We start from the raw sequence: 21687 nt of genomic DNA, 5'->3' as shown, positions 1-21687 counted from the left end.
TCAATTTACGTCGAATTCGACGGATAAGTCTTCAGCCGAAGGCTCCTCTTGCGGTGCAAGAAGGAATGGCAGCAAGGCAGCCGCGAAGGCCTCCGGGTGCGAGTAATTGATCCCGTGGGCCGCGCCGGGGATGACGGCAAGCCGCCCCCGAGGCAGTGAAGCAGCCAGGCTCGTTACGAACGCATAGGGCACGATGTAGTCGCGCGTGCCCCAGACCACGAGCGTCGGCTGAGGGATCCGTAACGCCTTGTCTGCGATAGGGTTGTCGACCATGCTCCTCAGGGTCTGGAGATAGCGCCGGATCCCAGAGCGGGCATAATCCGTCAGCGCGACCCAGGCGAGCGACCAGCGCTCGAATGGCGCGATGAGGAAGAAGCCCACGACTTGCCGGGCGATGCCACGTGCCTCCGGGTCCGGCGTAGGCCCCTGCAGCACAAGGCGGTCGACGAGTTGCGGGTGAATGACGGCCAGTTCCACCAACACCTCGCAACCGAGCGAATTGCCGACAAAGGCTGCGCGCCTCACGCCGACCTTGTGCATCCAGGCAGCCAGCGCATCGGCAAGCTGGCGAACCGTGAGTGCCTGAGGAGGCTTGTCGCTCAGGCCGAAGCCGGGCAGGTCAGGCGCGTAGACCCGCAGGTGAGGGGCGAGATGCTCTGCGAGCGGGATCATGTAGCGGCTCGACATCCCGAGCCCGTGGACCAGGATCACGGGCAAGCGGTCATCCGGTACGGAGTCGACCGAAACTCGGGCATGCACGGTGAGGCCGCCGACGCGGTCGCGTCTCGCTGCAAGGCGCCCATGGTGGACTGTGCCCCCCTGGCACGCACGCCGTCTGGCTGCCGATCGGACCACGGCCAGACCGAGCGGAACCCCGGCGGCCATTGCAGCGATCCACCACCGGAATACTTTCATCTGCCCGTCCTGCCGATTGCGCCCGCGGTGATCCGACGGATCGCCTTAACCTCCCGCTTACCCTGACCCGCCAGTTTGCCGGCCCGGATCAGCGCGAGGAATGAGCATGTCCGACACGACCGACACCGTGGGCGTCGCAGGCGACCGGATCCGCTCCATCATCGAGCGCATCGAGCGCATCGACGAGGAGATCAAGGACCTTATGGAGACTAAGAAGGAGATCTTCGGCGAGGCCAAGGGCGAGGGGCTGGACGTCAAGGTCCTCAAGGAGATCTTAAAGTTGCGCAAGCAGGACAAGGACGAGCGCGACGAGCAAGAGACGCTGCTTGAACTCTATCTGCGTGCGATGGATGCGCCGACGCCCGCCCCCGTCGCCCAGGCAGCCTAATCGGACAGCTTTCCGCTACCGGGCCCGATGGACGTGGCCTGGTGCGCGGTCAGACACGAACGAGCGGGCGCCGAGTGGCAATCATGGATCAAGCCCCCTGCGCCCGCTTCTCATCTCCGGCGAACGATTTCCGCTGGTGAACGCCTCGACGACATAGCCGGCAGTGGTCACTGCGCCGCCGAGGATCAGCACGCCGGCCATCAGCGGGAACGGCCGGCGCTCCGCTGGCGCGCGGGCAACCACAGGGGCAGAGCCGTTTCCCGTCGCCACCGGCCGGACCGAGGCCAGCGGGATCAGATCGAGGATCAGTGGCAGCGACACCGCAAGCTGCACTCAGGCATGAAACTGCCCAGGCTAAGGCCAAGGTGAACGCGGCAAGCGGCTGCATTCTGACACTTCGTGCTCGACTGTGATGTCTGCACTGGCTCGACCCAAGAGAGAGGCACCGAGCAGGCACACACCACCGCGCCGTCGATATGCACGGTGCAGGCGCCGCACTGGGCGATGCCGCAGCCGTACTTCGTGCCAGTCAGGCCGATCTGCTCCCGGATCACCCACAGGAGCGGCGTGTCCGGCTCGGCATCGATCTCGTGCACGACGCCGTTGATGTTCAGACGCGCCATGGCATTCCTATCTTTGGAATCGTTTTAAGGTATACGGTATCCCTCAGATGCCGGCCCATCAAAAGGGGCGCCTGCGGGGGCAACAGGTGCTGGAGCAGCGGTGGCGCGGTTGATCCTCTCACTGAAGGATCCGTTCGGAGTGAAGGCGTCCGAGCGAGGCCGCGGCACGTTCCGAGCCGGTCACGGCCGCGGCAATCCGTGATCGCGTTGTCCTGGCTTGGCTGGCATCAGGCCGTCAGGGCCGCCTGATGATTCAAGTGCGCGGCGAGTTGATCGGCGAACTTGCTGGCGGCGACCGGCAGCAGTCGTCCGCGCAACTGCGCTAGCACGACGCTCATCGGTTCGAGGTCGCGGGTGTCGATTAGGCGGCTGCGCAGGCGCAGATCGTCGGGAATGCCGCTCGGCACCTGGAAGCTGACGACATCCTCCCGCAGGACGACGTTGCGTAGGAATTCCAGCGATCCGGATTCCACGGTCGCCCGCAGCTCAACCCCGCGCCGGGCGAGCGCGTGCTCGATGTGGTGGCGGATGGCCAGCGAGCGATCGGGCAAGGCCAGGGCGTGGGCGAGGCAGTCCCGCAGCCGGACCGGCCCATCCTGAGCGGCCAAGGGGTGGCTCGCCCGCATCAGGGCGCATAGCGACTGACGGCCGGCATAGAGCGCGTGCAGCTCCGCTGAGGGCGGCGGCTGGAGGACGAGTGCGAGATCGGCCTCGAAGGAGACGAGGGCAGCCACCGCCTGGACATGGTCGCGCACCTGCACGGTGAAGGCGACCTGGGGAAATTGCGCCCGGTAGGTCTCGACCTCCTCCGGAATCATCCGGGTGACGAACGCTTGGCTGCAGGCAAGAGCCACGTGGCCACGGCGGACGCCGGAGAGGTCGGCGATCTGGGAGCGCACACGGTCGAGGTCCGCCGCTTGATCGCGGATATGGCGCGCCAGCAATTCGCCCGCCGCGTTGAGGCGCATGCCCTGCGCGAGGCGCTCGAAGATCGGCGTTCCGAGCTCGTACTCGATGTCTTGGATCTGCCGGGTGAGGGCTGAGGGCGTGATGTTGAGGCGCTCGGCCGCTCGCCGGATCGAGCCGGAGCGGGCGACCTCGGCCACGGCGGTGAGGCTGCGCAGGTGCTTCATCCCGACCCTCCCGCCATGGTGTTGCCAGATGCGCAACAACTCCGTCAAGAATTAGCACTTCCCGGCAACACCCGTGCTCCATAGGCTCAAGACATCGGTACATGCAGGAGCCGCCCGATGATCGACCGCCGCAGCCTTCTCGCCGGTCTCGGAGCCGGCCTCGTCGCGACTTCCCTCTCCGGTCGTGCCGCTCGGGCGCAAGCCGCTCCCACCGTCATTCGGATGGGCTCGCTCAAGCTCATCCACTCGATCGCGCCTCACTTCTACGAGCGCTTCACACCCGAAGGCGTGCGGGTCGAGGTGATCCCATTCGAGAGCCCGACCGAGGGCAAGAACGCCGTCGTCACCAAGTCGGTGGATTTCGGCACCTTCGGGCTCGCGGCGGCGACCCTCGGGGCTGCGGCGGGCGAGCCGATCGTCGTCATCGCCTCCACCTGCAACCGCGGTATGGGGGTGATCGCCCGCAAGGACTCCGACATCCGGACGATCAAGGACCTGCGCGGGAAGCGCGTGGCGATCTGGCCCGGAAGCACACAGGAGGTGTTCGCCCTCGAGCGGATGCGCATGGAGGGACTGTCCGTGAAGGACATCACCCCGGTGCGGGTCTCGTTCTCGGAGATGCATCTCGCGCTCGCACGCGGCGACGTCGACGCCTATGTCGGTGCCGAGCCCGCCCCCGGCGTCAGCCTCGCTTCGGGCGTCGGCCAGCTCGTCGAGTACCCCTACGGCACCGAGATGGGGTCGCTCAACATGGTGTTCGGTGCTCACCGCGACACGCTGGCCGAGCGGCCAGACCTCGTGCGCACGATGCTGGAGATCCACCGCAAGGCCACCGAGTTCGCCGCTAAGGATCGGGAGGCGATGATCGCCATGGCGGTGGCCAAGCTCGGTCAGAAGCGCGAGGCGCTGGCGCTCTCGGCCCCGAACGTCGAACTCACCTGGAAGCTCGGGCCGGACGAGGTTCGTCAGGCCAGAGTCTACGCCGAGCGCATGCTGTCGCTCAAGCAGATCAAGCGGCTGCCCGAAGACGGCTTCATCGATACCCGCTTCGTCGACGCGATGAGGGACGCATGAGCGCCGCAATCGAGGGAGCCACCCTCTCAGCTGCCTTGCCGAGCGCGATGCCGGCTCAGAATCAGAGTCCCACGCCGGCCGCTGCGCCGCTCCATGGCCTCCTCGGCCACCTGCGCGGTCCGGCGCTGGCCCTGGTGGTGCCGCTGGCGACACTCGCGCTCTGGCACTTCGCTACCGCGAACCGGCCCTACAGCCTCGTCCCGCCCCCCGCCGAAGTCTGGCTGGCGCTGCGCGACATGGCGTTCGGCGGCATCAACGACGACGCCTTCAGCGCCACCCTGTGGACCCATCTCTGGGCCTCGCTGTCGCGGGTCTACGGCGGCTTCGCGCTGGCGGCCGCGGCAGCTCTGCCCCTCGGCCTGATGATCGGCCGCGTGCCCCTGGTCCGGGCGCTGCTCGATCCCGTGCTGCAGATCCTGCGGCCGATCCCGGTCACCGCGTGGCTGCCGCTCGCGATGATCCTGTTCGGGCTCGGGCCCCGCTCGGCCTTCTTCCTCGTGTTCCTGGGCGCCTTCTACCCGATCCTCGTCAACACCGTGTTCGGCGTGCGCTCGGTCGAGCCGCGCCTGTTCGAGGCGGCGTCGATGCTGGGCTGCACGGGGCCCGCACAGTTCCTCCGGGTGGTGCTGCCCGCCGCCCTCCCATCGATCTTCACCGGCCTGCGGCTCGGCCTCGGCTTCGCCTGGGTGGTGATCGTGGTGGGCGAGATGACCGGCGTTCAGACCGGCCTCGGCGCCGTCATCATGGAGGCGCGCCAGCTCTCGCGCACCGAGATCGTGATCTGCGGCATGGGCGTCATCGGCATTGCCGGCTTCGTCTCGGACTGGATCGTCATGCGCATCGGCCGGCGTCTCCTTTCTTGGAGCCCCTCCCATGGCTGAGCCCACCATTCCCATCCTGACGATCCGGGACGTCTCGAAGACCTACACGACGCGGGGCGGCCGAACCGAGGCCCTGCGCGGCGCCGGCCTCACCGTTCAGCGGGGGGAGTTCGTCTGCCTGCTCGGTGCGTCGGGCTGCGGCAAGTCGACACTCCTGCGCATCGCCGCCGGCTTCGAGGCACCTAGTTCGGGCCAAGCCCTGATGTGGGACAAGCCGATCGCCGGGCCAGCGCCGAGCCGCGGTATGGTCTTCCAGGATTACGGCCTGTTTCCCTGGCTCTCGGTGCGCGATAATATCGGCTTCGGCCCGAAATCCCGGGGCCGCCCCGCGGCGGAGGTCCGCGAGACCGCGCGCCGCTACATCGACCTGGTCGGGCTCGGTCGCTTCGCCGACGCCTATCCGCACCAGCTCTCCGGCGGCATGAAGCAGCGCGTCGCCATCGCCCGTGTGCTCGCCAACGACGCCGAGATGGTCCTCATGGACGAGCCGTTCGGGGCGCTCGACGCCATGACCCGCGAGCGCCTTCAGGACGAACTCCTCGACCTCTGGGCCCGGACCGGCCTCACCGTGCTGTTCGTCACCCACGCCATCGAGGAGGCGATCTTCCTCGCCGACCGCATCGTGATGATGTCGCCGGGACCGGGGCGGATCGAGGCCGTCCACACCGTCGACCTGCCGCGGCGCAGGGACGTGTCGAGCCCTGCCTTCAACGATCTGCGCCGCATGCTGTCGGCCCAGCTCCACAGCCACCACGCGCCGAAAGCAGCCTGATGGCTAACAACGACGCCGTAGCGTGGCGCGGACTCGATCGCGCTTCGCTGACTCGGGCCTACGACAATTCCGGGGCAGTCCGGGACAGCGCGGCCCTCGTGGCGGGTTGGCGCGCCCGCAGCGCCGCCTTCCGGGAGAGCAAGGCTGGCCACATCCTCGCCTACGGCGCTGGCTCGCGGCAGGCCCTCGATTTCTACCACTGCGGGGCCGCCGGGGCGCCCTGCCTCGCCTTCATTCACGGCGGCTACTGGCAGCGAAACGCCCGCGAAGACTTCACCTGCATGGCCGAGGGGCCGCTCGGCCTCGGTCTCGACGTGGCGCTGATCGGCTACACTCTGGCCCCGGAAGCAAGCCTTACCCGGATCTCCGAGGAAGTCGCGGCGGCTTTGCGCCTGCTGCGGCAGAAGATCGGGCTCTCGCGCCTCGTCGTCGCGGGCTGGTCGGCCGGCGGCCATCTCGCGGCGCTGATGACGACGCTCGCCGCCGACGCGGCCGACGCGGCCCTGGCGGTGAGCGGGATCTTTGATCTCGAACCGATCGCTGGGACCGGGTTGAACGACGCGCTGCGCCTCACCGATGGGGAGGTCGCCGAACTCTCGCCCATTCGACGCCTCGCCCCGGACGGGCCACCCGTCTCGGTGATCTATGGCGGGGCCGAGCTGCCCGAGCTGTGTCGCCAATCCGCGGATTACCACGCCGCCCGCCGGGCGCTGGGCCTCGCTGGCGACCTGCACGTCGTGCCGGGAGCCGACCATTTCCGGGTGCTCGGCGCCCTGATCGCGCCGGACGGGCGCATCGCCCGAGAGGCTGCCCGCCTTGCGGGCCTGTGACACCCACGAACGAGGACGGACCCGTGCCTCCCTTCCCGACGATTTCCGCCCTGCACGCGGCTTACGCCAGCGGCCTCGGCCCGCGAGAAGTCTTGGCCGAGACCTACCGGCGACTCGCCGTCATCGACGATCCCGGTATCTTCCTCACCTTGCTGCCCGAGGCAGAGACTTTCGCAGCCGCGGTGGCGCTCGGACCCTTCGACCCGATCAAAAAACCGCTCTGGGGCGTGCCCTTCGCGGTCAAGGACAATCTCGACGTCGCCGGCCTGCCCACTACAGCGGCCTGTCCGGACTTCGCCTTCGTGCCGTCCGAGACCGCACCCTGTGTCGCGCGCCTGCTGGCCGCGGGTGCGATCCTGATCGGAAAGACCAATCTCGACCAGTTCGCCACCGGCCTCGTCGGCCTTCGCACGATCCATCCTGCCCCGCGCAATGCCCTGAACGCCGACCTCGTGCCAGGCGGGTCGAGCAGCGGCTCGGCGGTAGCGGTGGCGCACGGGCTCGTCGCCTTCGCGCTCGGCACCGACACGGCGGGCTCCGGGCGGGTGCCGGCCGGCCTCAACAACGTGGTCGGGCTAAAACCTTCGCTTGGGTCCGTGTCGAGCCGAGGCCTGCTGCCGGCCTGCCGCACGCTCGACACCGTCTCGGTCTTCGCTGGCACGGTTGCAGATGCCGACCGGGTGTTTCGGATCATGGCAGGCTACGACGCGGCCGATCCTTATTCCCGCGCCCTACCCGTGCCGACCCAGCCAGCCGGGCTGCCGCCGGGCCTGCGCGTCGGCATTCCGGATGGAGCAAGCCTCCGCTTCGGCGGCGATCCCCTGTCGGAGGCTGCCTTCGCGGCGGGACTCGACGACCTCGCTGCCCTCACCGGACGGCCCGATGCGGTCGTTCTCGCGCCGATGTTCGCCACCGCCGCGCTCCTCTACGACGGCCCCTGGGTCGCCGAGCGCTATCAGGCGATCCGCCCGCTCATTGAGACGTCACCGCAATCGCTGCACCCGACCACCCGCGCTGTGATCGGCCGGGCTACAGCCTTTACTGCCGCTGACGCCTTTGCAGGCCTCTACCAGTTGGCCGAGCTGCGCCGAGCCGCCGACGCCCTATGGGAGTACATCGACGTGTTGGTGGTGCCGACCTACCCGAGGCCGGTCACCTGCGCTGAGCTTGAAGTCGACCCAATCGGCCTCAACAGCGAGCTCGGGACCTACACGAACTTCGTCAATCTGCTCGACCTCTGCGCGCTCGCGGTGCCGGGCCGCTTCCGAACCGACGGCCTGCCGGCGGGCCTCACGCTGATTGCGCCTCGCGGCCGGGACGGGCTTCTCGCCGCCTTGGGCGCCCGCCTTCACGCGGCGGCCGGCGTCCCGATCGGCACGAGTGGGGAGTCGGTGCCGGTCTCGGAGGCCGGGCCGGCGAGCGCGGGCCCGGACGAAATCGAACTTGCGGTGATCGGCGCGCATCTCTCGGGACTGCCGCTCAACCACGAGCTGACCGGCCTCGGCGCACGCTTCCTACGGGCAGTCGAGACGCAAGCCGATTACCGGCTCTACGCGCTGCCCGGTGGTCCGCCCCTGCGGCCGGGCCTGCTGCGCGTCGCGGCCGGTGCAGGCGCGGCCATCGCTGCCGAAGTGTGGGCCTTGTCGCCGGCCGCCTTCGGCCGCTTCGTGGCCGCCATTCCGGCCCCCCTCGGCATCGGCACCCTTCGCCTCGCTGACGGCACCAGTCCCAAGGGGTTTTTGGTCGAGGCCGAAGGGATCGCCTCTGGTACGGACATCACCAGATACGGCAGCTGGCGGCGTTACCTCGCCGTGCAGAGCGCCGGAGCGGACCGCCCCGCCGCGGCCGAACGCCAGTTCCTCCACGTCGCATAGCGTTCGTGCGCTCACTGCAAACCGGTGCGCTTGCGCTGGCCCTCGTTGAAGGGCGAGCCAATCTGCTCACGACTGAAGAGTTCGGCACGCACCCGCGAACTACTGAGAGACCGCTTTCGAGGCTCGTCCGGACCTCAACCAGCACCGGCGCAAATGTCTGCTCGGGGTCAGAAGTTCACACGCCCATTGTTCAGCTGTGGGCCAGGAGCCGACATCACGCTTGCGGTCCCTGAACCGCCGGTTCTGCCCGCCGTGCGGATCTTCGGACAGGGGACGGGAGCGCCCGCGTGAGGTCGGCAGCGGTCTCTGCATCGCTATCAGATCACTCCTCCTCTGCCCCCACTCGACGCGTGGCGCTTGCATCACCTCTGAAGCGGTTTGCTTGCACGAAAAACCCCGCTGCGGCTGGGCCGGGCGGGGTGAGTGCGCCATTAAAACGGAAAGTCAGTGCGAGCGGAACGCCGGTCGGATGGCGCGGTTCAGGCTCGGGATAAAACTGCACGCAAAACTCCACACCAGAGGACGGTGCGGGGCATTCATGAATTACGAGAGCTTCGCGCTGGCCACAGTGCCGCGACCAAGCCCACGTTGAGCAAAGCCATGCCGGCGAGCAGGCCGAACGTCGCATCAGCTCCGCCATGGGCGAGCACGTAGGCGCCGAGCGGCGGCGCTAGCGCCTGAGCGACCAGCCCGGGCCGCGCCAAAAGGCCGAGCAGTGGGGCGTAGCGTTCGGTACCAAAAAGCGCGAGCGGCACCGTGCCCCGCGCGATCGAATAGATCCCGTTGCCGGCACCGTAGAGGATCAGCGCTAGGGCCACCAGCGGCAGGCCGAGGGCCAGCATCACGATCCCGACCGCGACCAGACTCATCGCTGCCGTGAGGGTCCAGAGCGGGTGATGGCGTCCCTTGAACGCCATTTCCACCACACGGGCTGCGACTTGGGCCGGCCCGATCAGCGCCCCGAAGGTGACGGCCGAGGCGAGCGGCACGCCCCGCGCCTGCAACAGCGTGAGCACGTGCGCCGAGAGCAGGCTCATCACCGCGCCGCCCAGGATCAGCACGCCGGCCATCAGCAGGAACGGCCGTCGCTCCGCTGGCGCAAGCGCGACCACGGGCGCCGGGTTGTCGCTCGCTCCTACCGGCCGGGCCGGGGCCGGCGGGATCAGCGTCAGGATCAGCGGTAGCGAGACCACGAGCTGCAAACCGGCGTAGACGAAACATGCCCAGCGCCAGCCTCCGTGATCGAGCAGGAACGCCGACAGCGGCCAGCTCACGGTGCTGGCGAACCCACCCCACAGGGTCAGGGTGGTGATCGCTGGCCGCGCCTCCGCGCCGTAGAGGCGACCGAGCGTGGCAAAGGCCGGGTCATACAGCCCGCAGCCCATGCCGAGCCCGAGCAGCAGCCACGCGGCTAGGTAGACCGGCAGGGACGGGGCAAGCCCGAGCACGACCAGACCGGCGGCGAGAAAGAGGGACGATGCCAAGAGAATCGCACGGCCGCCGCGCTCACCGATGATCCGGCCCACTGTGGGCGAGACCAGGCCGGCAGCCAGCAGGCCGAGGGTCAGGCCATCAAAGACCCAAGCGAGCGGCCAGCCCATGTCCATCGCGATGGGTGCGGCGAGGACGCCCAAGAGGTAGAACGACGAGCCCCAGGCGAGGATCTGCACCACGCCCAGAGCAGAAATCACCGGCCAGCGTTTCGCCTGGCCCATGGGCGGCTACTGCGCCCCGAGCAGCGGCAGCCATGCCGCCAGCGCCAGCAGCGTGACCAACAGCACCGGGGGTGTGATGACCATCCCCACCTTCATGTACTGGCCCCAGGTGATTTTCTGGCCCTTGCTCGCCAACACGTGCAGCGTGGCGACGCTGCCGATTGGGGTGAACTTCGGCCCACATATGGCTCTAATACACCCCTTCATCGCGGGCGTTTCATCCCCTCTTCACAAGAGGTTCTCTCATCAGACTGTTGTCGGCAGCATCCCTAGCAAGCCGTGCTGCTTTCAAGCGCGCACTCTTTTCATCCAAGTTACTGACGGCTCCCGCCTGCACGATTTTCGGTAAAGCAGGGTTTTGAGTTTTCGCAAACTCTGCGTCAGCCCGCTTCCACTCCTTGCTGCGATCTCCGCTCATTTTCCGTCTCCAGCGGCCGTGTTCAGCCGAGATTTCGCTTTCGCCTCGCTCTTGGCTTCGGCACCAAGGCTGCCTGAGCGGCAGCTTTCGTCTCGGCAGCCTCCTTCGCGAGCCGCAGGGCCTTCAGGCGAGCTGTCTTTTCATCTCGCGCCTGAATTTCCTCGCCGTAGTGCCTCCAGGCGTCGGCGCTCTCCTGAGCCCAAAGCTTCTTTCGGTCGGCCAAGGGTTCTAAGGGGACTGGGACATATCCTGCAAAGTCGGCCATGGAAGCCTCCTGCATCGCGTCTAAAGAAAAGGAAACCGCAGACCTAGCCTTGCGGCCTGACAGTGTGCAGCCGCACAATCTGATTTGCCTTATGGCCCGGCTTGGGCAGGGCAAAACAAACGAAGCCGCCCCTAAGGAGCGGCTTCGAACGCGTCAGTTATTGACGAGCAAAGCTCAAGCGGCCTGTAGGCTGCCGGCAGACTGCTTCCCAGAGCGACGATCGGTTTCCATTTCGTAGGAGAGCTTCTGCCCCTCAACCAGGTTGCGCATTCCAGCCCGCTCGACGGCAGAGATGTGAACGAATACGTCCTTGCTGCCGTCTTCAGGCTAGATGAAGCCGAAGCCCTTGGTATCTTTGAACCACTTGACGGTACCGATGCTCATAGGAAATCCTTTATGTTCGTAGGTGATTTTGCTCGCGGGGCGCCTTATTGCGCTCGCGGCTCAACCGAGTGCGTCGAGAACGATCTTGCGCAGCTCTTCGCGTGAGAGGCCACATGAGTGCGGCTTCCAAGTAGAATTAGCTGTCGCGAGGGTCGTAGCAGCTTGCGGGCATGGCTCTGCCGTCGCAAGTTTTAGTTCCGAGATGATCTGCATATTTATCCGTAGGCCACTCCAGCCAAAGCTGTAAGATGGCGCATATGTTTAGGGTCGTTGCGCGACAGAGCAGGCAACGTGGCGCCACAATTCATGTGGCGATCAAACTTTGATTTTACCGGGAAACCGGACTCGGCGCTCGATCAGGAGCAAGAGAGCGGGCCGAAGACATCTAATCCGATGAAATTGTTCTATCAGATCAGTGCAGCAATTTCAAGCGGAAACTGAGTGATTGAGGAATTTATCGATGACCCTGGCGTATGTCTTTGCGCAATCAAACGAAAAACATTGATATTGATCAGTACCCTAGGAGGAATATTCGGGGCGTTATCTAGAAGGCTGTCGAGTAGCTGCTTGTCCAGAAGCTTGAACCTGTGCGCACCATCCTGGGCAAGCTCTGGAGTGTCCTGAGCCGGTGCCCCAGCCCCGCTCAATGGGCAGGCTCTCTGCCCGAAGCACCGCAGCGAGAAGACGGCGCAGGCTCGGGCAGCGAGGATTTCAGATCGATCAGTCGGCTGATATCACCGCTAGATCAGCAGGATTTACCGGCTTCCGTACCCGGTCACGTTCCGGTCGATAGCGTTCATCGCGTTGTCGAACGCTTTCGCCTCACTGGGAAACGTGCGGTCCGACCGCTCCGTCAACTTACCATGCTTCCTGAGGGCCCAGCCAAACTGGCCTTCTGGCTTCTTCAGCGGCTCGACTGCGATGGAATAGGGGTGCGGTACTTCATTTGTCATACCGACCATATGCCACGTCGGCCCCGCAGAAGCCAGCGCAGCGCTCCTCAGTCTCAGGGGCGGCGGTTCGGCCAAGTGGCCGGTGGTGCGGGGACGCTTCATCGCGGGGTCTCCGGCTAATATCACGAGGTGTCAGCCAAAACCCTGCATCTCGAAGAAGGTCGAGGTCGCCCACAGGGTAGACTGAGGCTCTAAGCTCACAGGACTACGCCCCCATTCACCGGGCGCCTCCGTCCAGGCCGAGCTGATACTGCCTCGTCATCGCGTGAGCATCACGAAGCGCTTCCGCCACTCCTTCAGTTGGAATGCGAGGGGGTGGTCTACTCGTTCTCGCCTTCGCCATCAGGCTTGGCAGCGACCGGCGGCTTGTTCGGCCGCGGTGCGTTGCGGCGCTTCTCCGGAGGCTTTTCGATCGTCGGCATTTTGGCCACGGCGCGCTTAGCGCGCTCGTTGAAGTCGGCCATCGACAGGGTCGCCGAGCGACCGGTCGAATTGGATCCTGCCATGTTGGGACTCTGCTATGCTGCCCAAGGCACAGGATGATGCAGTGGGATCGTTCGTCGTGTGCGCGTGCCGGCCGCGTCCTTGGCCGCCGGCACGAACGATCGTCTAGCCGACCTTGAGGTTCTCGGCCGAGGCTTTGCCGCGGCGTTGGTCGACCACCACCTCATACGAGATCTTCTGGCCGTCGGCGAGGTCGCGAAGGCCGGCCTTCTCGACCGCAGAGATATGAACGAACACGTCCTGGCCGCCGTCGTCGGGCTGGATGAAGCCGAAGCCCTTGGTTCCGTTGAACCACTTCACCGTACCGGTTGCCATAGGCGTCTCTCCCTTGCTGGATATGCGCTCTACCCGATCTGGAGGCCGGCCGTCTCCTGAAGAATTTGCTCCCGCAAGCGCGTAGCCGAGCCGGCGCCGCCAGGCGGCGACCTCTTGCTGGTGGAATTCGGCGCGCAGCGTGTGTGGCTCGTCCCCGGTGATAAGGCTCCGCAGCTGATCCGCGTTTGCCGGTTGCGGGTAGATCAGGGCTGCCATTTCACCGAATGCGGTCCACACCGGAAGCGAGCCCTCGCGCACGAACATGGCGACGGCCTCGACAGCCTCCCACCGATCAAGATCGTCAGGGCTTTGAACCGCTCGACAGACGATACGGGCGCGCAGGAAGGGATCGTCGGCTGTCGGCGCAGTCTCAAGGGAAAAAATCACGCCTGACCGGTCAGGCCTTAGTTCGTCTGGCAGCGCACCGATCTTGCGCCAGAGACAGAACCATTTGGCGCAAGCTCCCGGTCGAACGCGGTGTATGCCACAGGACACGCCGGTGTTGTGTTCGCATTCGACGCCGGCCGGTTTGGCAAGAGCCTGAACCGCAAAAGTCTGGCAGCACGCTGTGCACGAGCCACAGACGCGATCTGGGACAAGGCGCTGCGCCATGCGTCAGTTTTGTGCGGTCCACTCGTTGTTTTCCATGGCCGCCTCGACCGCCACCTCAGCCTCAGGTCGATGTAAATTGTGGATGGGAGGAAACAAGTCGGCCAGCCCACCCGCGACCCCGTGCAGAACGGGGTCGTAGACCGAGCGGAGGTCGCGCAGATGGAGAGCGGCGGTGGCCGTGAAAGCAGTAGGCATGACTTTGAGTATGACCTGTCAGGACCCAGGGGCGATAGCCGCTCGGCACCGCTTGGTTGCTGTCAACGGGGACGACCGTGTTCGGTTCATTTGCTGACATTCGGCGGGCACACGCCGGACCGCCGCTTGCCACCCCATCCGGACCTTCGGCAGGCAAGGGTCGAATGTCCGCATGGGGTCAAAAGCGGCGGTTCAATGCCTCTCCAAAGGGCGGTAGTTTGCGCCCTTCTGATAGGGTAACTGCAATACGAAGCGGGTAGCGATCATGAACCGGCGTGAGATCGGGGCGGCTGCGCTTGCCGCCGCGGCCCTCCTGACGGCTCGACCGTCACAGGCGCTTGATGCACCAAGGCCACCCGTGCTGCCGCCAGTCCGCATAGCCATGCTGCTCTATCCCGGTATGACGGCGCTTGATGTGGTCGGGCCACAAGGACTGTTGGCGGGACTTGCGCCCAACACCCTCTATCTCGTTGCTCAGGCGGTCGGACCCGTCCCAAGCGATACCAACCTCATTCTGATCGCCACAACGAGCTTCGCCGACTGTCCCGCCGATTTGGATGTGCTCTTCGTGCCTGGGGGCGATGGCACAGCCGCTCAAATGCGCGACGCCGCCACGTTAGCCTTTCTGCGGGATCGGGCCAGCCAGGCGCGCTGGGTGACGAGTGTCTGTACCGGATCGTTAATCCTGGGAGCAGCCGGGCTCTTGAGGGGCTATCGCGCGACCTCACACTGCTGTGCTCGCGATACTGTCCTTCCACTCCTCGGGGCGATCCCGGTTGATGATCGGGTTGTCTTCGACGGCAACCGAGTGACTGCCGCCGGCGTCTCGGCAGGGCTCGACTTCGCGCTGGCACTCGCCGCCCGCCTGCGCGGCGAGGACTACGCGCGAACAGCACAGCTCGTCGCTGAATATGCGCCCAAGCCTCCGTTTGAGGCCGGCAGTCCCACCGCGGCAGGGCCGACCATCACCCGGAGGGCGCAAGCGATCCTCGACACTCTTACAACTGAAGCGCGGAAGGCCGCTGCCTCGACGCATCAGTGAGGATCAGAGCTAGGTGATACGCCATCACCTGCTTTCCGCGACGACTAATCGGTCCTGGTCGCCACACTCAGTCGATACAACTTCTGATATTTATTGAAGAACAAAATGCTGCTTCAGCAGCGGATGGATCCAGCCTCGACGGTGGCACAGAACGGTGGTACAAACGTTGTCAAAGTACGCAGTCTAAGTGTCTGTTTTTGCTGATATTTGTGAGGGAAGTGGGTAATCCTTTCCTGGGCACCAATTGATCTCCGAGAGATTGAGATCTTTGGTTTTTGAAGTTTTGATCCCGTACCTTATCGAAGGTGCGGGATTTTTCTTGGCTCATGGAACCGCGTTCACCCGGCTCATCGTCGGGAGGTCTTCACGCCGTGTGCGCGGGGAGGACGGACGGTCAGCTCGAGAACGAGCCGAACCCCTCGAAGTCGCTTGTCGGTGAAATTCGTTTGACGGGCGAGCACGGCTGCCCATGAGCCGTATGACCCGCGGTTTCGACGGGGCATGAATTCGCCAGTCCGGCGACACGCATCACGGACGCCGTTTCACCGGTACGCTTGCGTCGATTGAGCATAGCACGGCCGTTCGACTTGTTGAGGTCACGCATGCAGTAGCCTTGTTGGCGAGTGGATGTTGAAGAATTGCGCAGTGAACGCGTGCTCCGTGCTCATGTTCCGGGCATCCAGCGTGACGGGGGCTGCGGAGGCGCAAGGGTCGGTTATCCGACACACCGGCAGAAGCGGATCCGGTGTCCCCCGAGTGCGGCAGCACCTCCGTCTGCGATCAGGTGAAAACCGGCCGATTTTGTGCCTCGTCCCGAAAGGTGGCCGCCGGTTCTCAGGAAAGGGCGAGGCTCGAGTTCATTGTTCTTGCATCGTCTTCTTCCGAAAGCCGGAGGCCACCTTTCGGGACGATGCTCTAACGAACCGGCTTGGGCAGGACTCGCTTAGTGCGGTGGAAAGCCGGGCCGGCGCTTCCGGTCGGATCGCGTCCGGCGATGTAGTCTCGCTGCCAGCCGGCGCGGATCGCGTCCGGTTCTCCCACGGCCACGCGGGCTTGGAAAGCGGAGCGGCGGCTGCGCCAATCGTCGTAGGCGGCCTTCAGGTCCGGATCATCGTCGAGGCTTCTGATCCGCGGGCGGATCGTATCGTACGTTTCGTGCGGGACGGGGGTGATGAAGCAGAAGCACTCGCCCTTCCCGAACCGCACCGTGCCCGGCCGGGTGAAGCGCCAGTTCATGGTGAAGGTGAAGGGCAGCCAATCGGTTTCGACGAGACCTTCCAGCGGCGCGATGCCGTCCCTCGGTGTGTTGGGTGGGCCGCGCGCGATCAGCGCCCATCCGGGCGAGGTCCGAAACAGCCATCCCGGATGGAAGGTCAACACGCCGTTGCCGAACACCGACGAGACGACCTGGCGGTAGCGGCTGTCCCATCCTTCGAGGAAGGTCCAGACGTCGGAGACGAGCGGACCGCCATTCCACGTGGCCGAGAAGCTGAAGGGAAGCGTGATCTCCCACCCCGTCGCGTTGGCGATCGCCAGCGGCGTGCAGCGATAGGCAAAGCGCTGCGCCGTCGCGTCCATCCAGTCGCGCGCCGAGCGGCCGGCAATGATCTCCGGCGCGCCCTCATATTCGGGATAGCAGAGCAGTTCTGGGGCTTGCCGTGCCGTGCGGCCGGTCTGCTCGGCCCTGTCGGGGTTGACCATCGTCAGGACCTGTCCTCGCGTCGGTTGCTCTCGCGGGTTTGCATCGTCTTTTTCCGAAAGCCAAAGGTCACCGCTCGGGACGATGCTCTCGCCCGGCCGGATCGGCCGGGCCCTCATTTCACAACGGCCGGTGGTCACCACGTCACCCGCAGCCCAACCTCGCCCTGCACGGTCTTCTCGTAGGATCCAGCGGTGCCTTCGGCGTAGCTGGCCTGAACGAAGAAGCCGACATTGGCATTGAAGCGGGCGACCAACCCGCCGCCGACCTCGATCGAGGTGCCGCCGAGCCGTGTCGCGATCGGGATGTTCTCGAAGCGGACCGTGCTGACCTCGCGGAAGTTGTGCCAGAGATTGGCGAGCAGATAAGGCCGCCACTCGATCTCCTGCGAGAGTAAGGCGCCCTGCACCCGAACCCCGAGCCGGCCGGTGGCAAGGCCCGGCGAACCGAAATCGAGCCGTGAGAAGGCGTCGGTCCGGGCATCCAAATCCAGCCGCTGCCAGATGAACTGCGCCTGCGGCTCGATCACGACTCCGGGATAGAGGGGAAGCGGGTAGCCGCCCTCGACCGACAGGGCAAAGCCGGTGCCATCGGCCTTGATGCCGTAGCTGCGTAGCGACGTCGCCGTGCCAGAGAGGTGTTGGCCCATCACGAGGCTGTCGAGATACCATCCCGTCGGGCCGACATGGGTCCAGGTCGCGCCGTAACCGATGTTCTCGAGATTGAGGCGGCCGACGCGGCCGCGCTGGATGGCATCGGCGAAGCCGCGGACGTCGCCGTCGCCCTTCCCGTAGGCAGCGAAGACGCCGAGGCTTCCGAAACCGGAGAACGCCTCGTAGGAGAACAGGTCGAGGCCGGCCTGGAAGCCGAGGATGTTGCCGTCGAACTCCGGCGCGACGGCGCCTTTCCAGCGCCGGTCGCTGCTCTGCCCGAAGAAGCGCCCCCAGAAGCCGGTGCCGGCCCCGGGGCCGAGCTGAAGATACTGGTCGCCGCGGCGCTGGTGGAAGGTGCCGATCATGGCCCGGCCGACCATGAATTCCGTCCCGAGCAGTGCCTTATAGGTCGCGACCTCGGCGCGGTAGAGCGGTGTGGGATCCGGTGTAGGCGTCGGAGTGGGTGTCGGCGTCGGTGTCGGAGTGGGTGTCGGAGTGGGCGTCGGTGTCGGAGTGGGCGTCGGCGTCGGAGTGGGCGTCGGCGTCGGAGTGGGCGTCGGCGTCGGAGTGGGCGTCGGTGTCGGAGTGGGCGTCGGCGTCGGAGTGGGCGTCGGTGTCGGAGTGGGCGTCGGTGTCGGAGTGGGTGTCGGCGTCGGTGTCGGTGTCGGAGTGGGTGTCGGCGTCGGTGTCGGTGTCGGCGTCGGCTGAGCGGTGTTGCGCAGATACCAGTTGTCGGCCACCTCGGTGGCGTTGCCGCCCCGGGCAAGGATGTAGTTGTAGGGGCCTGCCACCACCGGTGCCGACAGCGCGAAGGCGCCGGTGCTCGTCGTGCCGCTGTTGACGGCCTCCACCACGAGAATGCCGTTGCTGACGGTCAGGGCGCCCGTGCCGCCCGTGTTGACGATTCTGAGCGCAGTGGAGCCGGTCGCGGTCCCGCCGTTGATCACCAGCCGGTCGGAAGGCGAATTGTCGCCGGCCACGAAGGTGTTGAGCTGGAGCGTGCCGCCCTGCCCGATATAGGGGCCGGCCACCGTCAGGATCGTACTGGCCGTCGGGCCGTTCGTGCTGACCAGGCCGGCATTGGTCAGGCCGGGGATCGTCTGATTGAATCCGTTCAGGTCGAGCACGCCGCCCGCGTTCACGACGTGGGACGAATTCGGGCTGAAAGTATCCGTCGCGAGCGCCTGAAGCGTACCGGCCGCGACGATGGTCGTGCCGAGATAGGCGTTCTCGCCCGCCAGACGCAGGGTGCCCGTCCCGAGCTTCGTGAAGGCGCCGGGGCCCGTCATGCCCTGCGACAGGTTCGAGGTGAAGGCTTGCGTATCGATCGCGCCGCCCCGCGGCCCGAGCGTGACGGCGCGTGTCGGGGCGAGATCGAGATCCGCGTTCAGTTGCAGGAAGCCGCCATTCATCGTCAGAGGGCCGACCGCATCGCCCAGGGCCGCGTCGCGCGCGATTCCGAGCCCGCCCTCCAAGATCGTCGTCCCACCCGTGTAGGTGTTGCCGATGGCGGCCTCCGGGTCGAGCGTGGTGATGCCGGCACCCGTTTTCTCGATGGCGCCCGATCCGGTGATCTGTCCGACATAGGTGCCGTTGTCCGGCTGCGCGAAGCGCACGATGCCGTTGTTGGTGACGTTGTTGAGGTTCGGCGACGAGGTCGGTAGGCTCTGCGCCCGCGCCTCCAGAATGCCGGAGGGTTCGACCAGCACTGTGCCCGTATAGCCGGTGTTGTCACCCGTCAGACCGAGGACGCCGTCCTCCACCGTCACCGCTGTGAAGCCGATCAGCGTGCCGGTGATGTTCCACTGGCCTTCCCCCAGCTTGGTCAGGGTCGTGAAGTTGGTCAGCGCACCGGGCAGCGTGTCGAACGAACCAGCGATGCCATTCAGTTCGAGGGCGTTGGTGCCGCCGCCGCCATTGATGTTGCCGGTCACGGTCGAGTTCGGGAAGAACTGCAGCGTGTCGTTGCCGGAGGCGAAGCTGATGTCACCGAGGACAGTCGCACCGGTCTGATTGATGAACAGGACATCTCCGGCGCCCGCCTCCTGTGAGCTGGAGCCGATCACGCTCCGGCCGGTGTTGACGCCGACGCTGAGCGTGCCGTGGTTGTCGATGGTGTTGAGGCCGCCCGTGATGTCGTCCTGGAACCAGATGGCGGAACCGCCGCCATTCGTGCTCTCGACCACGCCGTAATTGGTGATCGTGTTGTTGGTGCCGAGCGGGTTGATGGCCTCGGCTCGCGAACTGCTTCCGAGTTGGAGGACCCGTCCATTGGCCCAGATGTTGATCGTATAGTTGCTGCGAACCTGAATGGTGTTCTCGCCCGGATCGATAATCCGATTGGGAACATTGCCAGTTGCTATTCCAAGTGGCCCCGAGGTTGTGGTCGTGTTGCCGACTGTGCCGATATTGATCGTTGAGGGGGCGCCATCCCGGAAAATGATCGCGGAATCCTGGCCGCCGTTGACGATGGCATCGGTCCCTGTCGTCGGTGCGACGTTCACGTTGACCTGATCGGTCAGACCCTGATGCAGGAAGCCGATGTTGCCGAGCGTGCCGTTATAGGTTCCCGAGCCACAATTTACTGTAGAGCCGGGTGTTGGACTCGTGGGGGCACACTGCGCAGCGGCCTCGGACAGGCCGAATGGTATCAGTGAAGTCATCGCGAGCAAAAAATTAGCAAACCGCATCGTATTCCCGCGCCCCATCTCGATTTGTTGTCATTCGCGCAGGGTATTGGATTGTCGTCAAGCATCGGAGTGGTCCGATAAATCTACAAACATTAGATAAACTTTCAGATTAATGCAGATTTGAGGCTAGAATTTCTGGGATATAAGCTAGATACGCATCGGCCGAGCCTAAGTGCGAGCACGTGGCTGTCGGTGATATGTTGGACCTCCCCGCGGTACGCCTCTCGCCTCTGAGTTGCATTTATCGCTCCTTGGTTGTCGAAAGCCCGATTCGGATCACAATTCCGAGATCAGGGGTTGAGAAGAAAGCCATCGACGGCACAGTCATGTCTTCGAGGCCGGCGAAAAGCTCGTCGGCAATTGACAGAAGGGAGACGCGGGCGAGCCGTTTCATTCGGCGGAGCAAACCGAGGATTATCGATTCTCTGATTGTCTCGGCGGCTGCATGCGTCTTCTGCTTGCTTTTGACAGCTGCAACTTAGGCGGGCTCCCGGCGCAGCTTTGCCGTGGGTCGATCGGGGGTGTTGTATGGTGGTGACACTGCCCGAGAACCGCACCCGGCCGCCTGGTTGAGGGTCCCGTTTCCACCAGTGCAGGGCTGGAGCGAAGCGGGGCGCGCGAGCCGCACGCCAACGGGCGAACGCGGTGGCCTGCGCGCTCGCGTTCGGGAGCCGGGGAGGCTCGACCGCCGCGATCCATGATGGTTGCTCTCAACGGTTGAGCCGGCCGGTGGCTCCCGGTCCGATGCCGTTCGCGACCGCGATTTTGGCTTCCGCAGTTCCGGTATGGTCGGCCGGAACACCAGTCGGCTCTGCCGTCTTGCCTCCGGGAAATCGAAATTCCCTCCGGTCAGGGGCAGGCACGATGCGAGAGTATGGCAGCGCGTTCGGGATCGGATTCGTGGCGGGGCTCCGCACGATGTCGGCCTGCGCCGCACTGAGCTGGGTCGCCTCGCGCGGGCGAACGCGGAGCGCTCTGATTCCCTCGGGGCCCGTTGCGCGCGCCGTCGCCACGACAGCGGCTTTGGCCGAGATGGCCGGAGACAAGATGCCGTTCGCCCCCGACCGGCGTATTCCTCCCTCCTTCGCAGCCCGGCTCGCGATCGGTGCAGTCGGAGGCTGGATGTTGGCCGGTCGGCGGGTGTCGCCCGAGGCCGGCGCACTTGCCGGCGTCGCGGGTGCCCTCGCCGGCACGCTGCTCGGCCGAGCCGCGAGGGGCTCCGGCGCGGGTGCACCGTTCAACCTCGCGCGTGGGCTCGCCGAGGATGCGGCCGCCGCCAGTCTCGGCACGGCTCTCGCCGTTTCCTCGGAACCGCAGCGGCAGGTGCGGACGCTGTCCGGTCGCCCTCTTTGAGCGCGGGCGAGCGGTGGATCGTGACGGGTCGTGATCGCAGGCCGATCCGCAGGGGCCGTCGCCGCTCCGAAAAAGAGCTCTGCCGCTGCCGGAGGGACGATCGGTGGAGGCGCGGATCGCCCGCTTCATCCGCGAGGTAGGAGCGATCCTCCCACGGCAGAGCGCCGGACGAAATATCGGATAGTGACGACGGCACGAAAAAAGGGCCGGCATGGCGCCGGCCCTTCGCTTCGCTCGTTCGAGACCGGGGCACGAGCGAAGCCCGTGCACCAACTCCCAAAAGAAATCAGTCGTTGATGGCGGCGACGACGCCGGCACCGACGGTACGGCCGCCCTCGCGGATGGCGAAGCGCAGCTTCTCTTCCATGGCCACCGGCACGATCAGCTCGACGTCCATGG

21 protein-coding genes and 2 pseudogenes are annotated in these 21687 nt (G+C 65.7%); 8 read left to right on the top strand and 15 right to left on the bottom strand.

What is annotated here, in order from left to right; translation table 11 throughout:
* Nucleotides 1–711, bottom strand: coding sequence for an alpha/beta fold hydrolase (locus tag MFF24_RS26355; protein ID WP_238228929.1), 711 nt, complete (start codon nt 709–711; stop codon nt 1–3).
* A gap of 310 nt (nt 712–1021) precedes the next feature.
* On the opposite strand from MFF24_RS26355, the gene MFF24_RS26350 reads away from it, so the two are divergent.
* Nucleotides 1022–1303, top strand: a complete 282-nt coding sequence (locus tag MFF24_RS26350) for a DUF2312 domain-containing protein (RefSeq protein ID WP_238228923.1) — start codon at nt 1022–1024, stop codon at nt 1301–1303.
* Between the two features lie 81 nt (nt 1304–1384).
* Here the strand turns inward: MFF24_RS26350 and MFF24_RS26345 are convergent, their stop codons facing one another.
* The 3 genes and pseudogenes from MFF24_RS26345 to MFF24_RS26335 form a co-directional block, all read right to left on the bottom strand.
* Nucleotides 1385–1624: a hypothetical protein gene (locus MFF24_RS26345; protein ID WP_238228922.1), complete on the bottom strand. Its 240-nt coding sequence runs from the start codon at nt 1622–1624 to the stop codon at nt 1385–1387.
* Between the two features lie 95 nt (nt 1625–1719).
* Nucleotides 1720–1926 (bottom strand): annotated as a pseudogene (locus tag MFF24_RS28925) ((2Fe-2S)-binding protein); the annotation flags it as partial.
* A gap of 227 nt (nt 1927–2153) precedes the next feature.
* Nucleotides 2154–3059, bottom strand: coding sequence for a LysR family transcriptional regulator (locus tag MFF24_RS26335; RefSeq protein ID WP_238228921.1), 906 nt, complete (start codon nt 3057–3059; stop codon nt 2154–2156).
* Between the two features lie 117 nt (nt 3060–3176).
* Between MFF24_RS26335 and MFF24_RS26330 the strand changes: the two genes are divergently transcribed.
* From MFF24_RS26330 to atzF, 5 genes are read left to right on the top strand one after another with little or no spacing between them, the layout of a single operon-like run.
* Nucleotides 3177–4133 carry an ABC transporter substrate-binding protein gene (locus MFF24_RS26330; protein ID WP_238228920.1) on the top strand — a complete coding sequence of 319 codons (957 nt, stop codon included), beginning with the start codon at nt 3177–3179 and terminating at the stop codon, nt 4131–4133.
* The gene (locus MFF24_RS26325; protein WP_238228919.1) at nt 4130–5014 is read left to right on the top strand and encodes an ABC transporter permease; all 885 of its coding nucleotides are present in this window, start codon (nt 4130–4132) and stop codon (nt 5012–5014) included. Before MFF24_RS26330 ends, MFF24_RS26325 begins: the two co-directional genes overlap by 4 nt.
* Nucleotides 5007–5786, top strand: a complete 780-nt coding sequence (locus tag MFF24_RS26320) for an ABC transporter ATP-binding protein (protein WP_238228918.1) — start codon at nt 5007–5009, stop codon at nt 5784–5786. The genes MFF24_RS26325 and MFF24_RS26320 overlap by 8 nt, the downstream gene beginning before the upstream one ends.
* Nucleotides 5786–6616 carry an alpha/beta hydrolase gene (locus MFF24_RS26315; RefSeq protein WP_238228917.1) on the top strand — a complete coding sequence of 277 codons (831 nt, stop codon included), beginning with the start codon at nt 5786–5788 and terminating at the stop codon, nt 6614–6616. The genes MFF24_RS26320 and MFF24_RS26315 overlap by 1 nt, the downstream gene beginning before the upstream one ends.
* A gap of 23 nt (nt 6617–6639) precedes the next feature.
* Complete coding sequence (atzF, locus tag MFF24_RS26310; protein ID WP_238228916.1) at nt 6640–8490, top strand: allophanate hydrolase; 1851 nt, start codon at nt 6640–6642, stop codon at nt 8488–8490.
* A gap of 536 nt (nt 8491–9026) precedes the next feature.
* On the opposite strand, the gene MFF24_RS26305 is transcribed toward atzF, so the two are convergent.
* The 8 genes and pseudogenes from MFF24_RS26305 to MFF24_RS26265 all read right to left on the bottom strand — a co-directional run bounded on the left by MFF24_RS26305 (nt 9027) and on the right by MFF24_RS26265 (nt 13851).
* A complete protein-coding gene (locus MFF24_RS26305; RefSeq protein WP_238228915.1) occupies nt 9027–10205 on the bottom strand; it encodes an MFS transporter in 1179 nt (392 codons plus the stop codon).
* Between the two features lie 6 nt (nt 10206–10211).
* The gene (locus MFF24_RS26300; protein ID WP_283214554.1) at nt 10212–10391 is read right to left on the bottom strand and encodes an ArsB/NhaD family transporter; all 180 of its coding nucleotides are present in this window, start codon (nt 10389–10391) and stop codon (nt 10212–10214) included.
* 31 nt (nt 10392–10422) lie between these two features.
* Nucleotides 10423–10623: a hypothetical protein gene (locus MFF24_RS26295; RefSeq protein WP_238228914.1), complete on the bottom strand. Its 201-nt coding sequence runs from the start codon at nt 10621–10623 to the stop codon at nt 10423–10425.
* 22 nt (nt 10624–10645) lie between these two features.
* Nucleotides 10646–10888 (bottom strand): hypothetical protein, encoded by a 243-nt coding sequence (locus tag MFF24_RS26290; RefSeq protein WP_238228913.1) that lies wholly within the window; start codon nt 10886–10888, stop codon nt 10646–10648.
* Nucleotides 10889–11062: 174 nt separating this feature from the next.
* A pseudogene (locus MFF24_RS26285) lies at nt 11063–11272 on the bottom strand (cold-shock protein).
* 1273 nt (nt 11273–12545) lie between these two features.
* Entirely contained in the window at nt 12546–12689 is a 144-nt protein-coding gene (locus MFF24_RS26275; protein ID WP_238228912.1) for a hypothetical protein, read from the bottom strand.
* A gap of 145 nt (nt 12690–12834) precedes the next feature.
* A complete protein-coding gene (locus MFF24_RS26270) occupies nt 12835–13044 on the bottom strand; it encodes a cold-shock protein (protein WP_056241414.1) in 210 nt (69 codons plus the stop codon).
* 615 nt (nt 13045–13659) lie between these two features.
* Nucleotides 13660–13851, bottom strand: coding sequence for a hypothetical protein (locus tag MFF24_RS26265; RefSeq protein ID WP_238228911.1), 192 nt, complete (start codon nt 13849–13851; stop codon nt 13660–13662).
* 382 nt (nt 13852–14233) lie between these two features.
* Here MFF24_RS26265 and MFF24_RS26260 point away from each other — a divergent pair, with 382 nt between their 5' ends.
* Nucleotides 14234–14893: a DJ-1/PfpI family protein gene (locus MFF24_RS26260; protein WP_238228910.1), complete on the top strand. Its 660-nt coding sequence runs from the start codon at nt 14234–14236 to the stop codon at nt 14891–14893.
* 915 nt (nt 14894–15808) lie between these two features.
* Here MFF24_RS26260 and MFF24_RS26255 read toward each other — a convergent pair.
* Together MFF24_RS26255 and MFF24_RS26250 are read right to left on the bottom strand one after the other, a co-directional pair.
* Nucleotides 15809–16594 carry a DUF6065 family protein gene (locus MFF24_RS26255; RefSeq protein ID WP_238228909.1) on the bottom strand — a complete coding sequence of 262 codons (786 nt, stop codon included), beginning with the start codon at nt 16592–16594 and terminating at the stop codon, nt 15809–15811.
* A 134-nt stretch (nt 16595–16728) separates the two neighbouring features.
* The gene (locus tag MFF24_RS26250; protein ID WP_238228908.1) at nt 16729–19908 is read right to left on the bottom strand and encodes an autotransporter family protein; all 3180 of its coding nucleotides are present in this window, start codon (nt 19906–19908) and stop codon (nt 16729–16731) included.
* Between the two features lie 891 nt (nt 19909–20799).
* On the opposite strand from MFF24_RS26250, the gene MFF24_RS26245 reads away from it, so the two are divergent.
* Nucleotides 20800–21288 (top strand): hypothetical protein, encoded by a 489-nt coding sequence (locus MFF24_RS26245; RefSeq protein WP_238228907.1) that lies wholly within the window; start codon nt 20800–20802, stop codon nt 21286–21288.
* A gap of 286 nt (nt 21289–21574) precedes the next feature.
* Here MFF24_RS26245 and MFF24_RS26240 read toward each other — a convergent pair.
* A partial coding sequence (locus MFF24_RS26240) for an EF-Tu C-terminal domain-related protein (protein ID WP_506302402.1) occupies nt 21575–21687 on the bottom strand: 113 nt, incomplete at its 5' end.

The sequence above is a fragment of the Methylorubrum aminovorans genome (genome assembly GCF_022179725.1).
Taxonomy (GTDB): Bacteria; Pseudomonadota; Alphaproteobacteria; order Rhizobiales; family Beijerinckiaceae; genus Methylobacterium; species Methylobacterium aminovorans.
This window is presented reverse-complemented; position numbering and strand designations above follow the sequence as displayed.